General features: G+C 65.3%; 21 protein-coding genes and 1 pseudogene. 11 read left to right on the forward strand and 11 right to left on the reverse strand.

What is annotated here, in order from left to right:
* The first annotated feature begins 492 nt into the window (after positions 1–492).
* On the forward strand, positions 493–3,405 hold the full coding sequence (locus tag C8J39_RS06860; RefSeq protein WP_120300444.1) for a TonB-dependent receptor: 2,913 nt from the start codon (positions 493–495) through the stop codon (positions 3,403–3,405).
* 182 nt (positions 3,406–3,587) lie between these two features.
* Here C8J39_RS06860 and C8J39_RS06865 read toward each other — a convergent pair whose 3' ends face one another.
* On the reverse strand, positions 3,588–6,335 hold the full coding sequence (locus C8J39_RS06865) for a [protein-PII] uridylyltransferase (protein WP_120299859.1): 2,748 nt from the start codon (positions 6,333–6,335) through the stop codon (positions 3,588–3,590).
* 91 nt (positions 6,336–6,426) lie between these two features.
* Between C8J39_RS06865 and C8J39_RS06870 the strand changes: the two genes are divergently transcribed.
* Positions 6,427–7,716: a homoserine dehydrogenase gene (locus C8J39_RS06870; protein ID WP_120299860.1), complete on the forward strand. Its 1,290-nt coding sequence runs from the start codon at positions 6,427–6,429 to the stop codon at positions 7,714–7,716.
* A 267-nt stretch (positions 7,717–7,983) separates the two neighbouring features.
* On the opposite strand, the gene C8J39_RS06875 is transcribed toward C8J39_RS06870, so the two are convergent.
* The 4 genes from C8J39_RS06875 to C8J39_RS06890 all read right to left on the reverse strand — a co-directional run bounded on the left by C8J39_RS06875 (position 7,984) and on the right by C8J39_RS06890 (position 10,294).
* Entirely contained in the window at positions 7,984–8,412 is a 429-nt protein-coding gene (locus C8J39_RS06875; protein WP_120299861.1) for a hypothetical protein, read from the reverse strand.
* A gap of 10 nt (positions 8,413–8,422) precedes the next feature.
* On the reverse strand, positions 8,423–8,758 hold the full coding sequence (locus tag C8J39_RS06880; protein WP_120299862.1) for a hypothetical protein: 336 nt from the start codon (positions 8,756–8,758) through the stop codon (positions 8,423–8,425).
* 55 nt (positions 8,759–8,813) lie between these two features.
* Positions 8,814–9,245, reverse strand: coding sequence for a CoA-binding protein (locus tag C8J39_RS06885; RefSeq protein ID WP_120299863.1), 432 nt, complete (start codon positions 9,243–9,245; stop codon positions 8,814–8,816).
* A gap of 98 nt (positions 9,246–9,343) precedes the next feature.
* The gene (locus tag C8J39_RS06890) at positions 9,344–10,294 is read right to left on the reverse strand and encodes an Mrp/NBP35 family ATP-binding protein (RefSeq protein WP_120299864.1); all 951 of its coding nucleotides are present in this window, start codon (positions 10,292–10,294) and stop codon (positions 9,344–9,346) included.
* 70 nt (positions 10,295–10,364) lie between these two features.
* Here C8J39_RS06890 and hflK point away from each other — a divergent pair, with 70 nt between their 5' ends.
* From hflK to C8J39_RS06915, 5 genes are all read left to right on the forward strand, one after another.
* Positions 10,365–11,498 (forward strand): protease modulator HflK, encoded by a 1,134-nt coding sequence (gene hflK / locus C8J39_RS06895; protein WP_056057565.1) that lies wholly within the window; start codon positions 10,365–10,367, stop codon positions 11,496–11,498.
* On the forward strand, positions 11,495–12,361 hold the full coding sequence (gene hflC, locus C8J39_RS06900) for a protease modulator HflC (RefSeq protein WP_243649762.1): 867 nt from the start codon (positions 11,495–11,497) through the stop codon (positions 12,359–12,361). The genes hflK and hflC overlap by 4 nt, the downstream gene beginning before the upstream one ends.
* Before the next feature lie 114 nt (positions 12,362–12,475).
* The gene (locus tag C8J39_RS06905; RefSeq protein WP_120299866.1) at positions 12,476–14,032 is read left to right on the forward strand and encodes a Do family serine endopeptidase; all 1,557 of its coding nucleotides are present in this window, start codon (positions 12,476–12,478) and stop codon (positions 14,030–14,032) included.
* Positions 14,033–14,142: 110 nt separating this feature from the next.
* Positions 14,143–15,786, forward strand: coding sequence for a helicase HerA-like domain-containing protein (locus C8J39_RS06910; RefSeq protein WP_120299867.1), 1,644 nt, complete (start codon positions 14,143–14,145; stop codon positions 15,784–15,786).
* Between the two features lie 171 nt (positions 15,787–15,957).
* Positions 15,958–17,202, forward strand: coding sequence for a M20 family metallopeptidase (locus C8J39_RS06915; protein ID WP_120299868.1), 1,245 nt, complete (start codon positions 15,958–15,960; stop codon positions 17,200–17,202).
* A 190-nt stretch (positions 17,203–17,392) separates the two neighbouring features.
* Here C8J39_RS06915 and C8J39_RS06920 read toward each other — a convergent pair whose 3' ends face one another.
* From C8J39_RS06920 to C8J39_RS06930, 3 genes are all read right to left on the reverse strand, one after another.
* Positions 17,393–18,505: a serine hydrolase gene (locus C8J39_RS06920; protein WP_120300445.1), complete on the reverse strand. Its 1,113-nt coding sequence runs from the start codon at positions 18,503–18,505 to the stop codon at positions 17,393–17,395.
* 118 nt (positions 18,506–18,623) lie between these two features.
* On the reverse strand, positions 18,624–20,201 hold the full coding sequence (nadB, locus tag C8J39_RS06925) for an L-aspartate oxidase (protein ID WP_120299869.1): 1,578 nt from the start codon (positions 20,199–20,201) through the stop codon (positions 18,624–18,626).
* The gene (locus C8J39_RS06930; RefSeq protein ID WP_120299870.1) at positions 20,198–21,136 is read right to left on the reverse strand and encodes an ABC transporter ATP-binding protein; all 939 of its coding nucleotides are present in this window, start codon (positions 21,134–21,136) and stop codon (positions 20,198–20,200) included. The genes nadB and C8J39_RS06930 overlap by 4 nt, the downstream gene beginning before the upstream one ends.
* A 273-nt stretch (positions 21,137–21,409) precedes the next feature.
* Here C8J39_RS06930 and C8J39_RS06935 point away from each other — a divergent pair, with 273 nt between their 5' ends.
* Together C8J39_RS06935 and tldD are read left to right on the forward strand one after the other, a co-directional pair.
* Positions 21,410–21,643, forward strand: a complete 234-nt coding sequence (locus tag C8J39_RS06935) for a zinc-finger domain-containing protein (RefSeq protein WP_093398825.1) — start codon at positions 21,410–21,412, stop codon at positions 21,641–21,643.
* An 18-nt stretch (positions 21,644–21,661) separates the two neighbouring features.
* On the forward strand, positions 21,662–23,089 hold the full coding sequence (gene tldD / locus C8J39_RS06940; protein ID WP_120299871.1) for a metalloprotease TldD: 1,428 nt from the start codon (positions 21,662–21,664) through the stop codon (positions 23,087–23,089).
* On the opposite strand, the gene C8J39_RS06945 is transcribed toward tldD, so the two are convergent.
* Both C8J39_RS06945 and C8J39_RS06950 read right to left on the reverse strand, forming a co-directional pair.
* Complete coding sequence (locus C8J39_RS06945; RefSeq protein WP_120299872.1) at positions 23,086–23,382, reverse strand: CcdB family protein; 297 nt, start codon at positions 23,380–23,382, stop codon at positions 23,086–23,088. The genes tldD and C8J39_RS06945 overlap by 4 nt on opposite strands.
* Positions 23,383–23,628 (reverse strand): type II toxin-antitoxin system CcdA family antitoxin, encoded by a 246-nt coding sequence (locus tag C8J39_RS06950; RefSeq protein WP_056047063.1) that lies wholly within the window; start codon positions 23,626–23,628, stop codon positions 23,383–23,385.
* Positions 23,629–23,677: 49 nt separating this feature from the next.
* On the opposite strand from C8J39_RS06950, the gene C8J39_RS06955 reads away from it, so the two are divergent.
* Together C8J39_RS06955 and C8J39_RS19285 are read left to right on the forward strand one after the other, a co-directional pair.
* Positions 23,678–24,238: a pyridoxamine 5'-phosphate oxidase family protein gene (locus C8J39_RS06955; protein ID WP_120299873.1), complete on the forward strand. Its 561-nt coding sequence runs from the start codon at positions 23,678–23,680 to the stop codon at positions 24,236–24,238.
* Positions 24,235–24,431, forward strand: a pseudogene (locus C8J39_RS19285) (DUF2007 domain-containing protein). The gene C8J39_RS06955 and the pseudogene C8J39_RS19285 overlap by 4 nt, the downstream one beginning before the upstream one ends.
* A gap of 211 nt (positions 24,432–24,642) precedes the next feature.
* On the opposite strand, the gene C8J39_RS06965 reads toward C8J39_RS19285, so the two are convergent.
* On the reverse strand, positions 24,643–25,971 hold the full coding sequence (locus tag C8J39_RS06965; protein WP_120299874.1) for a sorbosone dehydrogenase family protein: 1,329 nt from the start codon (positions 25,969–25,971) through the stop codon (positions 24,643–24,645).
* Positions 25,972–25,996 lie beyond the last annotated feature (25 nt).

Raw genomic sequence — 25,996 nt, forward strand, 5'->3', positions numbered from 1 at the left:
CTTTTTTTTTGCGTATGGCATGTTTGCGGCGCGCCCTCACGCATGCAAGTCCGCCGTCTCTCACGATCCAGCAGCTTGGCAAGCCGGCATCGACATGGGTATCGGCGGAGTGGCTAGAGGCTTGGAGCAGGCCATCTCGACAGGGCCTGCTCTCCAAATTTGCGAATGCAGGATGGCGGCGGATGGGGTGTCATTGCGGCGACTTCTCCCACCCCTGCGGGCCATCGCCGTGGAAACGATCTTGCCTGCGTTGCCGGCGAGACGCGACCGACATCGAAATCACTAGAGCCATCTTTGGGCTGTCCCTTCCTGAAACAGTTGCGATTTGAAACTAGGGTTTGGTGCCTGTCACTATGTGGCGGTTTGGAGACACAATGTTCAAAAATAGACTTCCGTATGCGGAAATCACTAGACGTGAAGGGTGGAATATCTCTACCTAACGGCCAAACCATAAGTTCGAAAACATTCGAACACGTCAGGGAGAGAATGCCGATGCGTATGACCGCATATCTGTTGTCCGCCGTCGCGACTGCGGCCATCGTCACGCCGGCATTCGCGCAACAGGCGACGTCCACCGTCGAAGCGCAGGCGTCGCCCTCGCAGGGTACCGCCAACGCATCGGTTGCCGGCCAGACCAACGCTGCAACGGACGCCGACACCACGCGGGCGGCGAGCGCCAACGCCGGGATTCAGGGTAACGCCAGCGACATCGTCATCACTGCGACGCGCCGTTCCGAGCGTCTGTCGAACGTGCCAATCGCGGTTTCGGCAGTCGGTCAGGAAGCACTGCAGAATTCGGGCGGCAGCGACATCCGCTCGCTCAACCAGCTTGCGCCGTCGTTGCTGATCTCTTCGACCGGTAACGAATCGAACGCGTCCGCGCGTATTCGCGGAATCGGTACGGTCGGCGACAATCCCGGCCTCGAAAGCTCGGTCGCGGTCTTTATCGACGGTGTCTATCGCAGCCGCACCGGCGTCGGTCTCAACGAACTGGGCGAGATCGACCGGGTTGAAGTTCTTCGCGGACCGCAGGGCACATTGTTCGGGCGTAATGCTTCGGCGGGGTTGATCAACATCATTACACGGTCGCCCGAGTTCGACTGGCATGGCAACGCCGAGGCGACCTATGGCAATTACGACCAGAAGCGCCTTGCGGGCGGCATCACCGGCCCGTTGATCGCCGACACGCTCGCCTTCCGGGTTGACGGCGTCTACGTGAATCGCAACGGCTTCTACAAGAACGTCACCGCGGCCAACGGCAGCGAGAGCCGGGTCAACGACCGCGATCGGTATTTCGTCCGCGGCCAGTTGCTGTTCAAGCCGACCGATACCTTGAGCTTCCGCTTGATCGGCGACTATTCGCACCGCAAGGAAAGCTGCTGCGGCGCGGTCTATTACAACCAGGTCGAGACGACCGATCCCACCCCGAACGCAGCCGGCGTCGCGCCGTTCTTCGCCACCGTCAACACCGATGGCGCGGTCACGAACAACACGACGAACCGCATCGTCGACATCCTGCGTCGCCAAGGTGCGGTGTTCCCGCTGGCCGGCAACACGCCTGATCCGTTCAGCCGCGACGTCGCGATCACGCCCGGCCAGACCTTCCGGAATACGACCAAGGATTACGGCGGCTCGCTGCAGGCCGACTGGGATCTCGGTGGCGCGACGTTGACGTCGATCACTGCGTATCGCCAGTACAAGTCGGGCAATGCGGGCGATGTCGATTATACCAATGTCGATCTCACGCACCGTGCGGCGGACGGCAATGCCTACCGCCAGTTCAAGACCTTCACACAGGAAGCCCGCCTCCAGGGTTCGCTGTTCAACGACAAGCTCGACTGGCTGGTCGGCGGCTTCTACTCGAACGAGAAGCTCAAGCTGGTCGATAACGTCGTCTTCGGCGCGCAATACGGGCAGTTCGCGGCCTGCCGCCTCGTCGCGACGGTCAGCCCGAATGCCGTGCTGCAGAACCAGAACAATCCAGGCTGCATGAGCGCGGCCGGACGCGCGACGATCGCCGGCGCCTTTGGCCCAGCTGGCGGCCTGATCACGTCGGCGCTCGACCGCCTGACCGGTGGGGTCGGTCTCGGTGGCGGGGTCAACAACGTCGGCGACTCCGGCTCGATCTACCGCCAGAAGAGCGAGAACTACGCGTTCTTCACGCACAACATCCTGCATCTGACCGACACGTTGTCGCTGACCGGCGGTCTTCGCTACACGCACGAAACGAAGAAGTTCAACGCGAAGTTCAACAACAACAACACGGTCTGCCCGATCCAGCAGGCGGCACTCGCGCCCCTCACGCAGTCGCAGAGCGGCGCCACGGCGTTCGCGCAGGGCATCGTGACCTTGACCTGCACCGGCAACTCCAGCCCGGCGTTGAACGCGCTGAACCTCAACGACAGCTTCGGCGATGGCGAGTTCACCGGCACGGCGGTCCTGTCGTGGAAGCCGTTCACCAAGCTGCTGACCTACGCGTCGTTCGCCAAGGGCTACAAGGCGGGCGGCTACAACCTCGACCGCTCGGATCTGGGCGGGGTAAACGGCGTGCTGACGCCGCGGACCAATGCCGACGCACCGGGCCTGCGCTTCAACGCCGAGAAGGTGAACAATTACGAGCTCGGGGCGAAGTTCAACACGCGCGGCTTCACGTTCAATGTCGCCGCGTTCCGCGAGGAGTTCACCGACTTCCAGCTCAACACCTTCAACGGCTCGATCTTCGTCGTGCAGAACATCGAAGCGTGCAAGGACAGCCTGGGCGGCCTCGATAGCGACAACGGGTTCAATCCGGTCACTGGTGCGCAGACCGGAGGGTGCCCGACCAACCGTTCGAAGAAGCCGGGCGTGATCTCGCAGGGCGTTGAGCTGGAAGCGACGATGTCGCCGATCAAGCAGGTCACGTTCACGGCAGGCTATACCTACGCGGATACCCATTTCCGCAAGAACCTGATCGGCAGCTCGACCACCGGCGAGCCGCTCGACCGCGCACTCTTCCTGCTGCCGGGCAGCCAGTTGTCGAACGCCCCCAAGAACGTCGTCACGACGTCGTTCGCCTGGACGCCGGATCTCGGCTCGAACGGTATGTCGGGGCTGATCTATGTCGATAGCCGCCTGTCGTCGGACTATAATACCGGTTCCGATCTGGCGCCGGAGAAGAAGCAGGACGGCTTCGCCGTGGTGAATGCCCGCGTTGGCCTGCGCGGCAAGGACCAGGCTTGGGCACTCGAGTTCTGGGCACAGAATGTGTTCAACAAGAACTACATCCAGGTCGCGTTCAACACGCCGTTCCAGGGTGCCGGGTCTTCGGCCAACGTCGCAGCCTATGGTGGCACCGGCAACGCGCTCTACTCGGCATTCCTCGCCGAGCCACGCACCTACGGCCTGACGCTGCGCTCGCGCTTCTGATCGGGTGATTGAATGAAAAGCCGGCCCGCAGTTCGCTGCGGGCCGGCTTTTTCGTGCTCGAGTCTGTGATCGGGAAATCCCCCTGAACACTCCTTGTTCTCCTGCGAACGCCGGAGTCCAGGATTCCAAGCGCCCCGTTCCTTTACCCTGGGCTCCCGCTTTCGCGGGAGAACACCGAGGCGCTAAGCGGCCAGATCGATCTCTTCGCCTGCCGCCGCCGCCAGCAGGCGTCGCTCCAGCGTCCTCAACCGCGCGGGCTGGGTGATCCGATCGCCGGTCAGGTCGGTGACGTAGAAGGTATCCACGGCCCGCTCGCCATAGGTCGCGACGTGCGCGGAGTGGATCGTCACTTTCGACTGGAACAGCGCGTTGGCGAGCTGGTTGAGCAATGCCGGCCGATCGCGCGCATTGACCTCGACCACGGTGAACCGGTTCGACGCCTTGTTGTCGACCAGCGCATTCGGCACGATGTCGAACGCCTCGGCACGCGTGCGGGGCAGGGGCTTGGCTACCAGCCGATCGGCGAGCTTGCCGCGGTTTGCGAGTGCATCTTCGATCGCGGTCTTCAGTCGTGAGAGTTGGCCGGACTCGTCGAACGGCCGCCCGAATGGGTCCTGGACGAGGAAATTATCGATCGCCATTCCGTCACGGGTGGTGTGGATCCGCGCATCGATGATGTTGCCGCCGGCAACATGGATCGCGCCGGCAATGCGGTAGAACAGCCCTGGATGATCGGCCGCATAGATCGTCACCAGCGTCGCACCGCGCCCTGGATAGACGTGTGCATCGATCGCAAGCTGCGCGTCGCCGGTATTGGCGAGGAAGCGCGCGTTGTGTGCGAGTACGTCCTCGGGTTCGGCGATCCAATAGGCTTCGGGCAGGCGGTGGACGAGCGTTGCGAAGATCTCCTCGCTCCAGCCGAGTTCCTCGCGAAGATGCGCCTGCTTGGCCGCGATGCGTTCGGCACGGCCTTTCTGCTTGTGACCGAGTCGTAGCACTTCCTCCGCCGATTCGTAGAGGTCGCCGAGCAACTGGCGTTTCCAGCCGTTCCACACGCCCGGCCCGACGGCGCGGATGTCGACGATCGTCAGCGTGAGCAGTAGGCGGAGGCGCTCCGGGCTCTGCACAACGTCGCAGAAATCGAGGATCGTCTTGAAGTCGCTGAGGTCGCGCTTGAACGCGGTCGCCGACATCAGCAGATGCCAGCGCACCAGCCATGCGACGGTCTCGGTCTCGGCAGGCGTCAGGCCGAAGCGTGGGCACAGGCGCTGCGCCACCTCCGCCCCGAGGATCGAATGATCGCCGCCGCGGCCCTTGGCGATGTCGTGCAGCAAGACCGCAACGTACAGCGCGCGCCGCGACACGATCTGCTCGAAGATCGCACTGGCGAGCGGGTGGTCCTCCTTTAGCGTGCCGTTCTCGATCCGCGCGAGCAGACCGATGGCGCGGATGGTGTGCTCGTCGACGGTGTAGTGATGATACATGTCGAACTGCATCTGCGCGACGACGCGCGCGAAATCGGGTACGAACCGGCCGAACACCCCAGCCTCGTTCATCCAGCGGAGCACGAGTTCTGGATCGCGGGGCGAGGTCAGCACGTCGAGGAACAGCGCGTTCGCCGTCGGGCTGTTGCGGACGTCGTCGACCAGCTTGGCATCCCGCGCGGCGGCGCGCATCGCGAGCGGGTGGATCTCGACGCCGTGCTTGTCGGCGAGCTGGAAGATCTCGATCAGCCGTTCGGGATCGGCTCGGAAGAAGTCGTCGCTCGGCAATGCGAGCCGCCCGCGATCGAGCACGAAGCCGTTGAGCTTGCGCGGTGAGCGACGGATCGTCGGCAGGCCGAAACGCCGTCCCCGCGCCGCGAATTTCTCGTCGAGATGCGCGAGGAAGACGCCACTGAGCGTGCCGACAGTCTTCGCCTGCAGGAAATAGAACTGCATGAACCGCTCGACCTTCGACTTGCCGGGTCGGTCGGAGAACCGCATTCGGTCGGCGATCTCGCGTTGCAGGTCGAAGGTCAGCCGATCCTCGGCGCGGCCGGTGATGCTGTGCAGGTGGCAGCGCACCGCCTGGAAGAAATTGTCGGCGCGGTGGAACAGCCGATATTCGGCCTTGGTGAACAGCCCGACCTCGACCAGTTCGGCGGCGCGCTGGACGTCGTAGATGTATTTGCCGATCCAGAAGAGCGCGTGGAGATCGCGCAGGCCGCCCTTGCCTTCCTTGACGTTGGGTTCGACGACGTAGCGCGTGTCGCCCATCTTCCGATGTCGTGCGTCGCGTTCGGCGAGCTTGTCTGCGATGAAGGTGCGTGCGGTGTCGGCCTGGACTTCCGTCTTGAAGCGGTGCGATGCCTGCTCGTACAGGTCGGTGTCGCCGCAGACGTAGCGTGCCTCGAGCAACGCGGTGCGGACGGTGACGTCACTCTTGGCCTGGCGGACCATTTCGTCGAGCGAGCGGCTGGACTGGCCGAGCTTCAGTCCGAGATCCCATAGCGCGTAGAGCATTGATTCGATCACGCGCTCGGCCCAGGGCGTCTGCTTGCCGGGGGTCAGGAAGCCGATGTCGACGTCCGAATGCGGCGCCATTTCCGCGCGGCCATAGCCGCCGACCGCGATAAGCGTGAGGCGCTCGCCCGAGGTGGGATTGGGCAGGGGGTAGAGCCGCTGTGTCGTGAAATCGAACAGGATGCGGAGCAGCGCGTCGATCAGGTATGCCTGCGCACTCGATGCTTCCAACCCGCGCGATGGGTGTTCGACGAGACGACGTTCGACTTCTACCCGGCCTTTCTCCAGCGCGGCCTTCAGAAGCGTGGTCGCTTCGCGGCGTAGCGCGGTGGGGTCGACACCCTCCAGCGCGGCGATGGTTTCGGCGACGGCGCGGCGATCGATGATCGCGCGACGGTTGGGGAGGTGATCGAAGCGGCCGGACATAGCGCCCAGATAGGGGCGCCGCGCGCGTGCGTCATCAGGATTGCGCAAACGCCCGCCGAAACGTAACCGGACGCGCGAGTGGAGGACGAAAATGAGCGAACCATTGCGCGTGGCCCTTGCGGGGCTGGGAACCGTCGGCGGCGGTGTGATCCGATTGCTGAATGCGAACCGCGAGTTGATTGCACGGCGGGCAGGTCGCGAGATTGAGATCGTCGCGGTTTCCGCGCGTGATCGCGGCAAGGATCGCGGCGTCGATCTGTCGCGGTTCGCGTGGGTCGACGATACGACCGCATTGGCGAAACAGCCGGGGGCGGACGTCGTGGTCGAACTGATTGGGGGATCCGACGGACCAGCGCTGACGCTCGCGCGGAGCACACTGGGGGCGGGGCGGAGTTTCGTCACCGCGAACAAGGCGATGATCGCGCACCACGGGCTCGAACTCGCGCAGGCAGCCGAAGGGGCAGGCGTCGCGCTGAAGTTCGAGGCCGCGGTCGCGGGCGGCATACCGGTCATCAAAGGCCTGCGTGAAGGCGCCGCGGCGAACGAGATCGCGCGTGTTTACGGGATCCTCAACGGCACCTGCAATTTCATCCTCTCGAAGATGGAATCGGAAGGTCGCGATTTCGCCGAGGTTCTCGCCGAGGCGCAGGCGCTGGGGTTTGCGGAATCCGATCCGAGTTTCGACATCGACGGCGTCGATGCGGCGCACAAGCTGTCGATCCTGGCGGCGGTCGCGTTCGGGACGCAGCCGGCGTTCGACGACGTCGCGATCAGTGGCATCCGGCATCTGCTCGGCGCCGATATCGCCGAGGCGGCGGCGCTGGGGTATCGGGTGCGACTGCTCGGGCTGGCGGAAGCGGGCGCGGACGGACTGTTCCAGCGTGTCCATCCGCATCTGGTGCCGATCGATCATCCGCTGGCGCACGTCACCGGATCGCTCAACGCTGTCGTGGCGGAAGGCAATTTCGTCGGTCGCCTGTTGTTCCAGGGTGCGGGTGCGGGCGATGGTCCGACCGCTAGTGCGGTAGTGGCGGACCTGATCGACATCGCGCGCGGCGAGTTCGGCCCGCCGTTCGCGATGCCGGTCGTCTCGCTGACGGCGGCACCCAAGGCGGACAGCGGCGAGCGGCGGGGGCGTGCGTATCTGCGCTTCACCGTGGCGGATCGAGTCGGGGTACTTGCGGAGATCGCGGCGGCGATGCGCGACGCGGGTGTCTCGATCGAGAGCTTGATCCAGCGCGGGGCGATTGCGGACGGCAGCGTTCTCGTCGCGATCGTGACGCACGAGAGCCCGGAACGCTCGATCGCGCAGGCGCTGGAGAAGCTACGGGGGTCGCAGAGCCTCGTGGGGCAGCCGATGTGGATGCATATTCTGGATTGAGGGTCTGCCAGTCCTCGAACACCACCACCCCGGCGAAGGCCGGGGCCCAATTGGAAAGGTCGCAGTAACGATACGCGTGCTTCGTTAGCGCCGTCCCTCAATTGGGCCCCGGCCTTCGCCGGGGTGGTGGACAGCAAAGCTACCTCCCCCTTGTTCTCCCGCGAAGGCGGGAGCCCAGACTGGGTCCCCGCCTTCGCGGGGAAACAAGTGAAGAGCGATCGTGCGGAAGTGCGGCGCCGCGCTACCTTACTTTGCCGCGTCATCCGCCTAGTTGACCGTGCCAACGGGGCCATCGAGATCGATCGGCACGCGGCCGCGCTTGTCGGGTTTCTTCGCGAGGGCGCTTTTGATCAGTCCGACCGCGGCCTTGGCGATTGGGGCGATTGGCGGGCCGAAGCCGACCTGGCATCCTCCCTGCCGCGCCGCACACGGTGTATCCGACAATTCCAGTGCACGGACGGCGCTCAGGTTGGGGTTGGAGGCGACGGCGTGATCGGACGGGCCGCGATCGTCGCGCATCGGCAGGCGTGGGGTGGTCGTCGCGGATTTGCCGCAGACGACGACCTCGTTTCCGTCCTTCGTCTGCGTTGCGCAGGGGTCGACGAGGATCGAAAAGCGCTCCGGCACTGGCGGTGCCGCAGGCGCAGCGGTGGTGGCGGACGCCTGGAGCAGCGCAGACAGGATTATGGCGAGCATGGTCAGGTCCTTACGGCGCGGGCTTGCGGAACGACGTGCCGCCTTCACCGCCGACGGTCATGGTGACACCCGCCATCCCGCCGCCGACCTGAAATGGGCTGAGATCGGCGAGCGGCGAGGTGCGATTGAGCAGGCGAGTACGTTCGTTGCGGATGCTTTCGTGCTTTGGGTCGCCGGCATCATGTACCACTAATGGAACGCGAAAACGGTCGGCGGTTCGCAATCCGCAGACGGTGATGTCGGTCTCGTCGGCGCTCTGGATACAAGGTTGCTCCGCCGCCATGCGAGCCTTCGCGGTTGCCATCAGCGGGTCTTCGATCAGTATCGACAACAGCGTGACCAGCATCGGCGTCTCCCGGACTGACACGCAGACTGGCCGCGATCGTCCGAAGGAGCAAGCGTCATTGCTCGATCTTGGCGACCCCGAGCCGGGGGATGTCGATCGCTGGGCAGCGATCCATGACGACCTGCAATCCTGCGGCTTCGGCACGCGCCGCCGCTTCTTCATTGACGACGCCAAGCTGCATCCACACCGCCTTGGCGCCCACCGCGATCGCCTGATCGACCGCTTCATCGGCCGCGGCCGAGTTGCGGAAGATGTCGACGATGTCGATCGGGTCACCGAGTTGCGATAGGTCTCGGAAAACGAACTCTCCATGGACATGCTCGCCGGTAATCTGCGGGTTTACCGGGATTACGCGGTAACCATGCGCCTGGAGCTTGGCCATCACGCCGTAGGAAGGACGATCGGGGCGGTCCGAGGCGCCAATCATCGCGATCGTGCGGGCGTTTTCGAGCAAAGACTTGATGTCGGCATCGGCGGTCAACGGCATCGATGCCTCCTGCGAGAAGAAACCTGGTCCGCTCGTACCGCGACTCTACGCGTCGGGTACGACCGGTAATCAGACAACGTGGATCAGGCCTGCGGGTTTCACAGTTTTCCGAGCCATGCGACGACCTGAGCCGCAATCGGCATGAAAATCATATCGTCCGGGTTCGAGGCGGGCGGCGTGCCGGCATCAGACGCGGTACGGATCGAGATCGTCAGCGGGACGCGGCCGAGGAACGGGATGCCGAGTTCGCGCGCCGCTGCCTCTGCGCCACCATTGCCGAACGGGTCCGATGCCTCGCCGCAATGCGGGCAGATATAGCCGGCCATGTTCTCGACCAGCCCGATGATCGGGATGCCGGCCTTTTCGAACAGGTCGATCGCGCGGCGTGCGTCGATAAGCGCGAGATCCTGTGGGGTCGAGACGATCACCGCGCCCGCCGGCCGGTATTTCTGGACCATCGTCAGCTGGACGTCGCCGGTGCCGGGCGGGAGGTCGAGCACGAGCGTATCGGTCACGCCCCAGTCCGCCTCGACCAGCTGGCCGAGCGCCCCCGCCGCCATCGGCCCGCGCCATGCGATCGCCTTGCCCGGCTCGACAAGCTGGCCCATCGACAATAGCGGCACACCGTACGGGGTGGGGACGGGGTCGAGGACCTTGTCCTTTGCAGTTGGCCGGGTGCCCTCGACGTTCATCAGCCGGGGCTGCGACGGACCGTAGATATCGGCGTCGACAAGCCCGACGCGGCGACCCGCACGCGACATCGCGATGGCGAGGTTGGCCGCGAGCGTGGATTTGCCGACGCCGCCCTTGCCGCTGGCCACCGCGATGAGCCTCCGCGTGGAGCGTTCGGCCGTTACGGCGATCCGTACTTCGGAGATGCCGGGCTGGGTCGCGGCCATCCGCACGGTCGCTTCCAGCGCATCACGTGCTTGCGGGTCGAGCCCGGTTGCATCGATGATGATGCCCGCTCGGGTTCCCTCTAGCCGGACGGTCGCCCGCTTGCCCGCTACTGCAGCAACCGCCGCCTTTACGCCTTCGATGTCGATCATCCGCGCCAGATAGGACCGCTAAGGCCGCTTGGCACTGTTTTTCCGCCAGCGCACACCTATAAAGGTTGGTATGACGATCTTCTCGCGCTGGTTCCGGCGCCCCGATATCCTCGCCACCGAAACACCGAAAGGCCCCTGGGGCGGCTCGGGCGACGACGGTAACAGCGGCCCGCGTAATCCCTGGGCGCAACCTCCAGGTGGCCGCAAGCCTGCCGCCAAGCCGACCGCGCTCGACGAGTTCCTGCGTAAAGCGCGCGGCTCGGGCGGCGGCGGTGGCGGCACGGGCGGCTTCGGCGGCCTGCCCTCGGGCGCTAACGCCCGCGCACTCTGGGCGATCGGCGTCGCGATCATCGCGGTCGTCTGGATCCTGTTCACCTCGGTCCATCAGATCGGCCCGCAGCAGCGCGGAGTCGTCACCTATTTCGGCAAATACGCAGGCACGCTCGATCCGGGCGTTCGCCTGACGATGCCAGCACCAATCGCCGACGTGACGGTGGTCGACGTGCAGAAGATTCGCACCGACAACTTCCCCGTCGGTGACGGTGAGAACCTGACCCTGACCGGCGACCAGAACATTATCGACCTGGCGTATTCGGTCCGTTGGGACATCTCGGATCCCCGCGATTACGTGTTCCAGCTCGCCGAGCCTAACGACACTGTTCGTGCCGCTGCCGAGAGCGCCATGCGCGCGGTGGTTGCGACGACGACGCTAGACCAGGCGATCGGCACGGGTCGTACCGTGATCGAGCAGCGCGTCGCTGAACTCACGCAGCAGATCCTCAACGACTATAAGTCCGGCGTCCGTATTCAGGGCGTCGCGATCAAGCAGGCCGCGGCGCCCGCGCGGATCGTCGAGGACTTCAACGCGGTCACTGCCGCGCAGCAGGAGGCAATCGCCAACCTTAACCAGTCGCGCTCTTACGCGCAGCAGGTGGTGGCGCGCGCGCAGGGTGAGGCCGCGTCGTTCGACAAGGTCTACGAGCAGTATAAGCTTGCGCCTGAGGTGACGCGTCGCCGCATGTATTACGAGACGATGGAGGCGGTCCTCGCCAAGAGCGACAAGACGATCGTCGAGACGCCGGGCGGGGTGGTGCCGTATCTGCCGCTGTCGAATGCCAAGCGCCTGCCGAACCCCGAGGCTGTCCAGTCGACACCAGCGCCTGCCGCGGCGGCGGCTGCCCCCCAGCCTGGAGCTGCCCAGTGAACGCCGTGAGTTTCCGCAACCCGATCGTCGCCGGCATCAGCGCGCTATTGCTCGTGATCCTCGCTGCATCGACGTTTGCGATCGTGCCCGAGACCAAGCAGGCGGTGATCCTGCGCTTCGGCCAGCCGATCCGCACGGTCAACGCATGGCAGCCGAACACGCCGTTCGGCCAGACCGGAGCGGGCCTGATCGCGCGCATCCCGTTCGTCGACCGGATCGTCTGGATCGACAAGCGCGTGCAGGATCTGGAGCTGGACAACACGTTGGTGCTGTCGACCGATCAGTTGCGGCTCGAGGTCGATGCCTATGCGCGCTACCGGATCGTCGATCCGCGCAAGATGCGCAATGCGGTCGGCAGTGAGGACCGCATTCCCGATCAGCTTCGCCCGATCCTCGGCTCGGCGCTGCGTAACGAACTCGGCAAGCGGCGCTTCGTCGAATTGCTGAGCCCTGAGCGGTCCGAACTGATGGACAACATCCAGAAGGGTCTCCAGCGCGTTGCCAGCCAGTACGGCGTCGAGATCGTCGACGTCCGTATCAAGCAGGCGAATCTTCCCGTCGGCCTCCCACTCGAAAGCGCGCTCAAACGTATGTCGAGCGCGCGCCAGCAGGAGGCGATCACGATCCGTGCCGAGGGGCAGAAGCAGGCGCAGATCGTCCGTGCGCAGGCGGATGCGGATTCCGCGAAGATCTACGCCGAGAGCTTTGGCAAGGACGCGGATTTCTACGACTTCTACCGTGCGATGCAGTCGTATCGGCACACGTTTGGTGCCGACGGTGGCCCGGCACCGGAAGGATCGACTTCGATCATTCTGTCGCCGAACAACAGTTACCTGAGGGAATTCGAGGGCCGCGGGCGTTGAGCCTGCGGAACCTTTGAACGCCGAGCCATATTCAAGACCATATTCAAGCATCATTCAGGACGGCGTCCCTACGGGGTACCTGTTTCGATTGATGAAACGAGAGGACAACATCTAGTGCGTTACGCCTACGCCATTACCAGTGCTCTTCTCCTCGGCGGCGCGACCGCGACGCTCGCGCTCCAGCCGAGCGGCGCGCAGGTCGCGCAGAACGAACCCGGTGCGATCCAGGCCGTCTCGCCGAAGCCCGGCGCGCCGATGAGCTTCGCTGACATGGTCGCGCGGCTCCAGCCCGCGGTCGTGAACATCTCGACCAAGCAGACCATCGTCCAGAAGCAGCAGGCCAATCCCTTCGCGGGCACGCCGTTCGGCGACCTGTTCGGCGGCATGGGCGGCGGCGGCCAGGGTGGCGCGCCGGTGAAGCGCGAAGGCGCCTCGCTCGGGTCGGGCTTCCTGATCTCGCCGGACGGCTATGTCGTCACCAACAACCACGTGATCTCGCCCGGCGCGCAGGGCGCCACGGTCGATTCGATCACCGTGACGCTGAGCGACAAGAAGGAATATGTCGCCAAGGTCATCGGCAAGGATCAGGAATCCGATCTCGCGCTGCTGAAGATCGACGCGGCGAACCTGCCGTTCGTGAAGTTCGGCGATTCGAACGGCGCGCGCGTGGGCGACTGGGTCGTCGCGATCGGCGAGCCGTTCGGTCTCGGCGGTACGGTCACGGCGGGTATCGTCTCGGCAATCAACCGCGTCACCGGCCAGGGCGGCGCGTATGATCGCTTCATCCAGACCGACGCGTCGATCAACCAGGGTAACTCGGGTGGCCCGATGTTCGATCTCAACGGTAACGTGATCGGCGTGAATTCGCAGATCTTCAGCCAGTCGGGCGGCAATATCGGCATCGGCTTCGCAATCCCCGCAGCCGTCGCCAAGCCGATCATCGCCACCTTCATGAAGGGTGGAACGATCGAGCGCGGCTATATCGGCGTGCAGCTGCAGCCGGGCGGCACGATCAACGAGGATACCGCCGCGGCACTCGGCATCGCCAAGAACCAGGGTGAGCTGATCAACGACGTCACCGCGGGCGGCCCGGCGGCAAAGGCCGGCGTGCGCGCGGGCGACGTGGTGACCAAGGTCAACGGTCAGGCCGTGACGGTCGACCAGTCGTTGTCCTACCTCGTCTCGAACGTCAAGCCAGGTGCGACGGCTCGCCTCGACATCCTGCGCAACGGCAAGCCGGTGGTCGCAAATGTAGTCGTCGTGCCACGCCCGAGCGCGGACAAGCTGGCGGCGGTGGTCGGCGGTGATGCCCAGGGTTTCGGCAGCGACGACGGTGATGACGGCGACGACTCGGCTACCCCCGCCGCACCGACGGCGGGCGCGGCGCTCGGCATCGGCGTCCAGCCGCTGACCCCGGCGATCGCGCAGGCGGTCGGCGTCGAAGCCAGCACGCAGGGCGTCGTGATCGCCGTGGTTGCGCAGACCAGCGATGCGTTCGGCAAGCTCAAGCGCGGCGACGTCATCATCTCGGTCAACGGCACGCCCGTCCGCACCGCGGTTGATGTCCAGAACGCGGTCAACGTCGCCAAGGCCGCTGGCCGCCCGCAGGTCCTGCTACAGGTCAAGCGCGGTCGCAGCCCCGCAACGTTCCTGCCGGTCAAGATCAAGTAGTCCACGACCGACACGATTGACCGAAAAGGACCGTCGCTCACCCGAGCGGCGGTCCTTTTTCTTTCTGGCGTGCGGGGTTAGGGTCGCTTTCGGATAACGAGGACGAAATCATGGGCGACGGCATCTTCATCGGCGCGAGCGTGGACGGCAAGCCGCAGACGCTCGAATTGAAGCGCGCCAACCGCCACGGCCTGATCGCGGGCGCGACCGGCACCGGCAAGACGGTGACGCTGCAGGGGATCATCGAGGGCTTCTCCGCAAACGGCGTGCCGTGCTTCGTCGCCGACGTGAAGGGCGACCTGTCGGGCCTCGCGATGGCCGGCTCGCCGACCGCGAAGACGCACGCCACCTTTGCTGAGCGCGCCAAGGCGATTGGCGACGATAGCTGGGCCTATGCAGACAATCCGGTGCAGTTCTGGGACCTGTTCGGCGAGCAGGGTCATCCGATTCGCACCACGATCAGCGAGATGGGGCCGCTGCTGCTGTCGCGGCTGATGGACCTCAACGAGGTACAGGAGGGCGTGCTGACGATCGCCTTCCACGTCGCCGACAAGGAGGGGCTGCTGCTGATCGACCTCGACGATCTCCAGGCGATGCTGGCCGAATGCGCCGGCCGTGCCGATGAGTTGACGGTGACGTACGGCAACGTCTCGAAGCAATCGATCGGCGCGATCCAGCGCTCGCTGCTCCAGTTGCGCGCGCAGGGTGCGGAGAATTTCTTTGGCGAGCCTGCGCTAGAGATGAACGACTTCATCGGCGTGGATGATCGGGGCCGGGGCATCGTCAACATCCTCGCCGCCGACAAGCTGATGGCCTCGCCGAAGCTCTACGCGACGTTCCTGCTGTGGCTGATGAGCGAGCTGTTCGAGCATCTCCCCGAGATCGGCGATCCCGACAAGCCGGTGCTGTGCTTCTTCTTCGACGAGGCGCATCTGCTGTTCGATGAGGCCCCGAAGGCGCTGCTGGAGAAGATCGAACAGGTCGTCCGGCTGATCCGCTCGAAGGGGGTGGGCGTGTATTTCATCACGCAGAACCCGATCGACGTTCCCGATACGGTGGCGGGGCAGCTCGGCAACCGCGTCCAGCATGCTTTACGCGCGTTCACGCCGCGCGATCAGGCGGCGGTGCGCTCGGCGGCGGAGACGTTCCGCGCGAACCCCGGCGTTGACGTCGCGATGATCATCACCGAGCTTAAGGTGGGCGAGGCGCTGGTGTCGCTGCTTCAGGCGGACGGTGCGCCGACGCCGGTCGAGCGGACGCTGGTCAAGCCGCCTGCCTCGCGCGTCGGCCCGATCACCCCTGCCGAGCGGAAGGTGATGATCGAGACCGATGCGATCGGCGCGAAATACGACACGCTGGTCGATCGCGAATCGGCGGAGGAGTTGCTGGCCGCGAAGACGCAGGAGGCGAGTGCTGCTGCCGCTGAGGCGAAGGCGACGACCGAGGCGGAGAAGGCTGCGGCCGCGCAAGCGAAAGCGGATGCGAAGGCAGCGAAAGAGGCGGAACGTGCCCGCGTTGCGGACCAGCGCGAGGCGGATCGCCAGCAACGTGAGGCCGACCGCGAGGCGGCAAACTCGCCCTGGACCAAGATGGCATCTTCGGCGACACGCGCGGCAAGCTCCTCGATTGGCCGCCAGGTCGCTAACGAGATCGGCAAGCAAGTCTTCGGCACCAAGTCCCGCCGCTCGTCGTCGAGCGGTGGATTGGTGGGCACAGTCCTGCGCGGGGTGTTAGGCGGCATCTTCCGGGGGTAGACTACCTCAGCGATCGGGGGCGGGCTGCCCCACACAAACGCCACCCCGGCGAAGGCCGGGGCCCAGTTGGCAAGGTCGATGTAACGGAGCACCGTCCGCCGTTACCGCTGTTCCCCAACTGGGCCCCGGCCTCCGCCGGGGTGGGGCTCAAATACTAGACAGGAGTTCCCGATGTCCCTCGATTTAGAATCCACTACCGACTGGACCCCGACCGACTGGACCGCCATCGGCCAGGACAGCCTCGACGATGCGATCACGCTGCGCCGCGCGATCCACGCCGATCCCGAAGTCGGCCTCCACTGCCCCCGCACTTCGGACAAGGTGAAGGCCGCGCTCGCCGGGCTCCCGCTCGAAATTCGCGAGGGGACCTCGACCACCGGCTTCGTGGCGATCCTCCGCGGCGGCCGTGCAGGCAATGCCGGCGGCAACGGCCGCACCGTGCTGCTCCGCGGCGACATGGACGCCCTCCCGATGCAGGAGGAAACCGGCCTGCCGTTCGCGTCGAAGATCGACGGCGCGATGCACGCCTGTGGCCACGACTCGCACACCGCGATGCTGGTCGGCGCGGCCAAGGCCTTGTGCGCCCGCCGCGACGAACTCCCAGGCACGGTCGTCTTCATGTTTCAGCCCGGCGAGGAAGGACATCACGGCGCCCGCCATATGATCGCCGACGGTCTGCTCGATGCGCCGCTGCCCGAGGCGGGCTTCGCGCTGCACATCTCGCCGAACATGCCGATGGGCCATGTCGTCAGCCGCGCCGGCACGCTGATGGCGTCGACAGATACGCTGCGCGCTACGATCACCGGTCGCGGGGGGCACGCCGCGATGCCACACGACTGCCTCGACCCACTGCCGATCGCCTGCGAGATCGTCACCGCGCTCCAGACTTATGTCGCTCGTCAGGTGGCGGTCACCGACCCTGCCGTTCTTTCGATCACCAAGCTCAACGCGGGTTGCGCGCACAACGTCATCCCGTCGACCGTCGAGATGCTCGGCACGATGCGGACGCTGTCGGAGCGGACGCGAGAGCAGGTCCGTGCGGCGTTCATCCGAATGGTCGAGGGCATCGCGGCTGCGCACGGCGCTGTCGGCACGCCGACGATCGAGGAAGGCTACCCCGTCACCGTCAACGACGAACGCGCCACCGACCTGATGAAGGCGTGCGCAACCGCAATCGGTGGCGAGGGCGCATATCAGGTGATGCCGCCGATGATGGGCGCGGAGGACTTCTCCTACGTCCTCCAGAAGCTGCCTGGCGCGATGGCGTTCATCGGTGCGGCGCCTGAGGGTAGCGATCCGCGTACCAACCCGCCGCTGCACAACACGAAGATGACGATCGACGAACGCGTGATGGCGCACGGCATCGCGATGCACTGCGCGGTGGCCGAGCGGTTTCTGGCGAACGGATTCGACTGACCGGCCGTTGCTTCGGTCTGCGTGGAACGGCTGGACGTAGCGGTTTGGGGCGAGCCGCTCGCGGCTGGCCAGCCCGCGCAGTCCCAAAGGTTACGATAAAGTCACACCAAGACGATGTTTCAGGCTGCGTCCGAGTAGCGCACTGGCACCCGGTCTCGGCCACCCCATGCTGCACTGCAGCGCGGGAGCATCAGCCTCTTGGGCGCGTGGTGCCCGCATAGTTGGCCACCGCCGCCGCGGCTGCCTGGATCAATTTCTGGCGTTCGGGCATTGGCCGGATAGTGTCGCCGATCATCACTGCGATGCCGTAACGACGTCCATCGGGGGCGGTGAGGAGGCCGACGTCGTTGAAGCCGGCGTTGCGGCGGCCGAGGTCCTGGCCGGTGCCGGTTTTGTGCGCGATCTCCCAGCCGCCGGGGAGTGCGGCGCGCAGGCGAGCGCGGCCCGTGACCGAGCGACCCATCGTGTCGAGCAAGATCTTCGTCGAGGTCTCCGACAACAGGTCGCCCTTCGCCAGCCGGGCAATCGCATCGGCGATCGCGATCGGCGCGGCACCATCGGGTGGATTGCGCACATACGCGTTCAGCGCAGCCTCACGGACGGCGGGCGACAGCCTGTTGCGTGCGGTCATGAAGCCACCATTGACCGCGTAGGACGGCTGCCAGACGAGCCCCGCCGTGCCGCTCTGCAACAGCCGCTCGCCCGGCCCGAACCGGATCGCGCCGAGTTGTTTGCGCGCGATCATCGACCGCACCGCGGATGGCCCACCGACACGCGTGAGCAACCGGTCGTTCGCCGTATTGTCGCTGTGCGTCAGCGCGCGCGTCAGCAATTCGCCGACCGTCGTCCGGTAGCCATCACCCTTGACCAGCATCGCGATCGGCTGGTGGAACAGCGTCAGATCCTGCGGCCGCACGACGATCGGTTCGTCGAGGCGGATCTTGCCCTGGTCGCGCAGGTCCATCACGGTAATCGCGACCCAGAGTTTGCTGACCGACTGCTGCGGCAGCAACTGCCGCCCGCCGGCCTCCACCGTCCAGCCATCGTCGACCGCGCGTATCGCGATGCCAGCCTTGCCCTGGAACCCACTCTGCAGTTCGGAGATCGCGTTGACGAGACCGGCGGGCGCGGGGCGCGGCGTCCGCGGCAGGGGCGGCGGCACCGGGATCGACACGAACCCCTCGGACTGATGCACCGGGGAAACGGCGGGCGGGGTGGGCCGCGACGCCGATCCACATCCGGCGAGCGCCGTGCCGAACAGGGCGGTTGCCAGAAGACGCTTGAACGCACTCGCCGATGTCATGATGGATTGAACGCCCTGCACTGAAGCATCGACCCTTATCCGTTGATCGGCCACGCGAAACTGCGGCGGCACGTCGCTGCGACGAAGCGCGCCGACGATGCGCCGAGCCGTCGTCATCCTATGGAACGAGAACCGTATCGACCGCCTCCGGCAGCGTCTCCGGGTAATCGAGCGTGAAGTGCAGCCCGCGGCTTTCGTGCCGATGCAACGCGGATCGGACGATCAGTTCGGCGGTCTGGAGGAGGTTGCGCAACTCGATCAGGTCGGGGGTCACGCGGAAATGCTGGTAATATTCCGCGACCTCGTCGTTGAGCAGTTCGATGCGGTGCTTGGCGCGTTCGAGCCGCTTGGTGGTGCGGACGATGCCGACGTAATTCCACATGAAGCGGCGAATTTCGGTCCAGGTCTGCTTGATGACGACCTCTTCGTCGGAGTCTGTGACGCGGCTTTCGTCCCACGGGCGGATCGGCGGGGGCGGGGGCAGGCTATCCCAGGAAGCGGCGATGCTGTCCGCCGCTGCCTCGCCGAACACGAAGCATTCGAGCAGAGAGTTGGACGCTAGCCGGTTGGCGCCGTGCAGGCCGGACTCGGTGCATTCGCCTGCCGCATACAGACCGGGCAGATCGGTCTTGCCGTGTTCATCGATGACGATGCCGCCGCACGTGTAATGTTGCGCGGGGACGACCGGGATCGACTGCGTCGTCATGTCGATGCCGAGACCGAGCAGCTTTTCGTGGATGTTGGGGAAGTGATGGCGGATGAATTCGGCCGGCATGTGGCTGATGTCGAGATGGACGTAATCGAGACCGTAGCGCTTGATCTCGGCATCGATCGCGCGCGCGACGATATCGCGGGGGGCGAGCTCCATCCGCGCAGGGTCGTAATAGGTCATGAAGCGCTTGCCGGTCGACGGGTTGATCAACCGCCCGCCTTCGCCGCGGACCGCCTCGGTGATCAGGAAATTCTTGACCTCCAGATTGTAGAGGCAGGTCGGGTGGAACTGCATCATCTCCATGTTGGAGACGCGAGCGCCCGCGCGCCACGCCATCGCGATGCCGTCGCCGGTCGCGCCGCGGGGGGCGGTCGAGAAGAGATAGGTGCGGCCCGCGCCGCCCGTTGCGAGGATCGTCGCGCGCGCGGTGTAGAGGGCGACGCGCTCGGTCTTGCGGTCGACCGCGTAGACGCCCCAGACGTTGCCCGAGCCCGAATAGCGCTCTTCGTGACGGCCGGTGGCGAGGTCGATCGCGATCTGGTCGGGCACCAGCGTAATGTTCGGGTGTGCTTCGGCGGCCTTCTGCAACGCCTCCTGCACCGCCCAGCCGGTCGCGTCGGCGACGTGGACGATGCGGCGATGCGAGTGGCCGCCCTCGCGAGTCAGGTGGAGCGCGTTGCCCTCGGTCTCGAACGGCACGCCGAGATGCGTCAAGCGTTCGATCGCGGCGGGGGCACCCTCCACGACCATCTCGACGATCGCGCGGTCGTTGAGGCCGGCGCCGGCGACCATCGTGTCCTCCACATGGTTCTCGAACGTGTCGCCGGGTTCGAGCACCGCGGCGATCCCGCCCTGCGCCCAGGCAGTCGAGCCTTCGTTGAGCGCGCCCTTCGCTAACACCGTGACCTTGAAGCGGTCGGCAAGGTTGAGTGCCGCGGTTAGACCTGCGGCGCCCGAGCCGACGATCAGGATGTCGCTCGTCATGCGTTGGCGGCGCGGGTCAGGCTGAGGAAGACGTCCTCGAGATCGGGTTCCTTGGTCGAGACGTCGACGATGCCGAAGCCGCTGGACTGGATCGCAGCGAGGACTTCGCCGGCGTTCACGCGGTCCTTCTTGTAGGTGATTTCGAGGGTGCGCGTGCCCTTGAGCGCGATCTTCTGGAAGCAGGCGTTGGCGGGGATGTCGGTCACGTCGCGATCGACGGTGACGGCGACGATCTTCTCCTGCGCCTTGCCGACCAGTTCGCGCGTCGGCTCGTTCGCGATCAGGCGACCATTGTTGATGATCGCGATCCGGTCGCAGAGTTCCTCGGCTTCCTCGAGGTAATGCGTGGTAAGGACCACCGTTACGCCGGCCTGGTTGAGGCTGCGGACATAGGTCCAGAGTTGTTGCCGGAGTTCGATGTCGACGCCCGCGGTCGGCTCGTCGAGGACGAGGACAGGGGGCGAGTGGACCATCGCTTTCGCCACCATCAGGCGACGCTTCATGCCGCCCGACAGCGTGCGGGCGTAGGCGTGCGCCTTGTCCTCCAGATGCACCGCGCGGAGCAGTTCCATCGTGCGGCGCTTCGCCTTGGGGACGCCGTAGAGTCCGGCCTGGATCTCCAGCGTCTCGAAGGGCGAGAAGAAGGGGTCGAACAGGATCTCCTGGTTGACGATGCCGATCGACGCCTTGGCGTTGCGCGGGTGCTCGTCGATGTCGAACCCCCAGATCGCCGCGCTGCCGTCGGTCTTGTTGACGAGGCCGGCGAGGATGTTGATCAGCGTGGACTTGCCTGCGCCGTTGGGGCCGAGCAGTCCGAAAATCTGGCCGCGGGGGACGTCGAACGTTACCCCGTCGAGCGCGCGCTTGGGCGGGGCGGTGCCGACGGGCGCGTAGGTCTTGCTGAGGTTCTTGATGGCGATCGCGGCTTCGGTCATGGCTGCGGCATAGCGGGGCCGGCGGGGCTGGTCATCCCCTCGGGCGTTGCAAAGAAGATTTGTTCACGCGGAGGCGCGGAGACGCGGAGGTGTTGCCTTTGTCGCGTAGCGATCGTTCATCATCTACCTACGGAACAGATCATGCGGTCTCCCGACCGACAGGCTGGAAGCAACACCTCCGCGTCTCCGCGTCTGCGCGTGAACCCATTCTTCCTTCTCGCCTGCGCGGAAGAACCAATTGCCCGGCCCGCGCGCGCTTGCTATCGCCGCCTCATGCATCCGCCGCTCGAAACCACCCGCGTCACCCACGCCCGCGTCGCCTGCGATGGCGCCACCGACATCCCCGGCGGCGCAGCGCTCGGCCATCCGCGCGTCTGGTTGCAGATCGACGAGACCGGCTATGTCGATTGCGGCTATTGCGACCGCCGCTTCATCCTGGTCGGCGGCGCCGCCGATGGCGCGGACCAAGCGACATTGCGCGATCACGGGGATGGCGCAGGGCGCTAAGCCTCTTATATCTATCGGATGACGATAGCAGCAGACCCCCGTTCGTTCCTCTACCGCGATACCCTGGACCCCGAACAGGCGCAGGCGCTGACCGCCAAGGCGCTCGGCAAGGCCGATGACGGCGAGCTGTATCTCCAGTACCGCAAGGCCGAGGCCTTCGGGTTCGACGACGGCCGGCTGAAGACCGCCTCCTATGACACGAGTTCGGGCTTCGGCCTCCGCGCCGTATCGGGCGAGATGACCGCGTTCGCGCATTCGAACGAGATGACCCCGGCTGCGATTCGTCGCGCCGCCGAGACGATGGCGCTGATCGAACCGGGCGTCGCCGCGAAGGCCGGTCCGCCGCAGGGCACTAACCAACGTCGCTATACCGCCGCCGATCCGCTCGACCTCGTGCCGTTCGCCGACAAGGTGAACCTGTGCCAGACAATCGACGCTGCGGCGCGCGCGCGTGATCCTCGCGTCGCGCAGGTCTCGGTCAGCTTGTCGGGAACGTGGTCGGTCGTCGAGATCGTCCGCGCGGATGGTTTCGTAGCGACCGACGTGCGGCCGTTGGTGCGGCTCAACGTATCGATCGTCGCCGAACAGAATGGTCGTCGCGAGACGGGCAGCTACGGGATCGGAGGACGTTATCTTTACAACGACCTGTTCGAACCCGCGACGTACAACCGTGCGATCGATGAGGCGTTGTCGCAGGCGCTGGTCAACCTCGACTCGATCGCGGCACCGGCAGGCGAGATGACCGTGTTGCTCGGCAATGGCTGGCCCGGCATCCTGCTGCACGAGGCGATCGGCCACGGCCTCGAAGGCGATTTCAACCGCAAGGGCACGTCGGCGTTCTCGGGTCGCATCGGCGAGCGGGTCGCGGCGGAGGGTGTGACGGTGGTCGACGACGGATCGCTTCAGGACCGCCGTGGGTCGCTGACGATCGACGACGAGGGCACGCCGACGCGCGAGACCGTGCTGATCGAGGACGGCATCCTCAAGGGCTATATGCAGGACCGGCTCAACGCGCGGCTGATGGGCGTCGAGGCCACCGGCAACGGGCGGCGCGAGAGTTATGCACACGCGCCGATGCCACGGATGACCAACACCTTCATGAAGGCCGGCAACGACGATCCGGCCGAGCTTTTGTCGCGCGTGAAGAAGGGCATCTTCGCAAAGGCGTTCGGTGGCGGGCAGGTCGATATCGTGTCCGGAAAGTTCGTGTTCAGCTGCACCGAGGCGTATCTGATCGAGGACGGCAAGCTCGGTGCGCCGATCAAGGGCGCGACGCTGATCGGCGATGGCCCGAGTTCGCTGACCAAGGTCCGTGGGATCGGCAACGACTTCGCGCTCGACGAGGGCATCGGGATCTGCGGCAAGGGCGGACAGTCGGTGCCGGCTGGTGTGGGCCAGCCGACGTTGCTGGTCGATGGGCTTACGGTCGGTGGAACGGCGGCTTAAAGTCCGCCGACGACTATGTCTATTGCGGCCTTTAGATCATATTCGTAGTCGAGAAGCGAACCGATCTTCTCGCCGAGTTGTCGGCTATCGACGGCGCGTAGAAACTGGACGGCGACCCGATATTCCGTCTGATTCACCGTCACGAGTGGATTGAGCCTGGACTGTGAAACCGACGGTTCGTCAGGCTGGCGTAATGGGGCAACGACCCGCGAACGCAAGTCGCTCAAAAGGTCGCTCTGGCAATTCACGACAAGCCCGTGACCGTCGATCGAATGGACGTCGAATTGCGCCATTCAGAGCGGCTCGAGGCCGGAAAGCGGAATTCCGTTCTCGTCGATCCATCGGTTCTGTGCTTCGATCCACTGTCGGTTCTCTTCCTTCCACCGTCGTTCGCGCTCGGTCTTGATTGCGCCGCGGAGTGCGGCTTCCGTGACGCGAGATAGGTTGACGCCCGCTTCCTTGGCAGCGGCGACAATGCCGGTATCGACGGACATATTTACCGATTTGCGCTTGCCGGTAGCGATAGGATCATGTTTCATGCGCATAAAGTATGCGCGTTGACGACGCGCGTCAATTCGGAGCCGAACGATGGACTTCTTCCCCGCGCTCACCGACGATCATCTCGCGTTCGTGATGCGGCAACCAGTATTCTTCGTTGCAACAGCCGCGGAGGGTGCGCGGATCAATCTCAGTCCCAAGGGCATGGACAGCTTTCGCGTACTTGATCCGAAGACGGTCGCGTATCTCGATGTCGGCGGGTCAGGGAACGAGACGAACGCGCATCTAGGCGCGGACGGGCGCATCACGATCATGTTCTGCGCGTTCGACCAGCCAGCGCTGATCTTCCGCATCTATGGCAACGGGCGTGCGGTGTTGCCGCAGGATGATGGCTGGGCTGACCTCTACGCGCAGTTCACGCCGTTGCCGGGCACGCGGCAGATCTTCGTGATCGATGTCGACGAGGTGCAGACGAGTTGTGGTTGGGGCGTGCCGTTCATGACGCTGGACCGTGAGCGGCAGACCTTGTCGAAATATCACGCGAAGCAGACCGACGCCCAGCGGATCGAGGAACTGGCGGGGCCGACCGCGAGCATCGACGGGTTGCCGGTTCGGTTCGGCACCGTCCTGCCGGACCGCGTCGGCGCATGAGCCTGGTCGAACTGGGCGGTATGGGCGCAATGAGGCGCACATCATCGTCGGGCGGCTGGAGAGCGAAGGCATCCCGGCGATCGCATTCGATAGCGGGATGTCGATCATGGAGGGGAGCTGGTTGCTGATCCCCGTCCGGGTGATGGTCGACGAGGATGATCTCGACGAGGCCCGGGGAATTTTGGCGGGGTGAGCGGGTGCGTTAGGTGCTGGCAGGAAACCACCGACTTAAACCCATAATCGTCATTCCCGCGCAGGCGGGAATCCATACTGGCAAACCTTACGGTTTACGCGATACCCCTTGGGGATATGGATCCCCGCCTCCGTGGGGATGACGTGCAGACGATCGTGTGCCCCAATTACCGAGCGTATCGAGGACGGGCCTTTGCCGCCCTCCGCCGAGATCACCCCCCAGCGCTGACCCGCCAGATCGCATTGCCGACGTCGTCGGCGACCAGCAGGCCACCGGTCTTGTCGGTGATGACGCCGACCGGGCGACCCTGCGCGTCGCCGTCCTTGTTCAGGAATCCGCCGAGCACGTCGACCGGCTTCGCGTTTGCCGCCGGGAAGCCGGTGTCGCCGAAGGGTACGTAGACAACCTTGTAGCCCGACACCGGCTTGCGGTTCCACGAGCCGTGCTCGCCAACGAATGCGCCGTTGGCGAATCTCGCGCCGAGCTTCGCGTCCGCGGAGAAGGTCAGGCCGAGCGCGGCAACGTGCGGTCCGAGCGCGTAGTCGGGGCGCTTGGCGTATTGCTGTAGCGCGGGGTTCTTCGGTTCGACGCGGGTGTCGGGATAGCCGCCCCAATAATACCAGGGCCAACCGAAATGATCGCCGAACTCGACCTGAGTCAGGTAGTCGGGGGCGAGATCGGAGCCGAGTTGGTCGCGTTCGTTGACGACGGTCCACAGCCCACCAGACTTGGGGTTGATCGCCATGCCGTTGGGGTTGCGCAGGCCGGCGGCGTAGATCCGCCAGTTCTTGTCCTTCGGCCAGACCTGCAGGATGTTGGCGCGATATTTCTCGGCGTCCATGCCATTCTCGGCGATGTTCGACGACGAGCCGACGCCGACGTAGAGCGTCTTGCCGTCGGCTGCGGCGATGACGTTGCGGGCCCAGTGATTGCCGCCCGGGTTGAGCTTGATGACGAGCTCTGGCTTGGCGGTGATCTTGGTCGCGCCATCGGTGTACGGCACGCGAACGAGCGCGTCAGTGTTGCCGATGTAGAGCTGGCCATCGAGCAGCGTCATGCCGAACGGCGAGTTGAGACCGGTCATGAACACCGACTTCGTTTCCGCCACGCCGTCGCCGTCCGCGTCGCGAAGCAGCGTGATGCGGTTGGCCGACGGCACGCCGGCGCCGGCGCGGCCCATCAGGATCTTCATCACCCAGCCGGTGATCCCGCCGCCCTCGCGCGGGGGCGAATTCGTCTCGGCGACCAACACGTCGCCGTTGGGGAGGCGGTACATCCAGCGCGGGTGGTCGAGCCCTGTCGCGAACGGCTGGACCTTGAGGCCGGCGGCAGGCGTCGGCATCGCGCCGTTCTGCCAGCCGACGACCTTGGCGACCTTGACGGTCGGGATCGTCTGGATGCGGGGATCGGTGATCTTGGGCAGCTTGCCGGCGACCTGGTCGACCGACAATTCCGCCGTGTCGGGCCAGGCGAGATAGGTGACGCCCGCGGCGATCACGAGCAGGATCAGCCCAAGGACGATGAGGATGTGTTTGCGCATGAAGGGAAGTTAGAACGGAGGCAGG

Source organism: Sphingomonas sp. PP-CC-1A-547, assembly GCF_003610375.1.
GTDB lineage: Bacteria > Pseudomonadota > Alphaproteobacteria > Sphingomonadales > Sphingomonadaceae > Sphingomonas.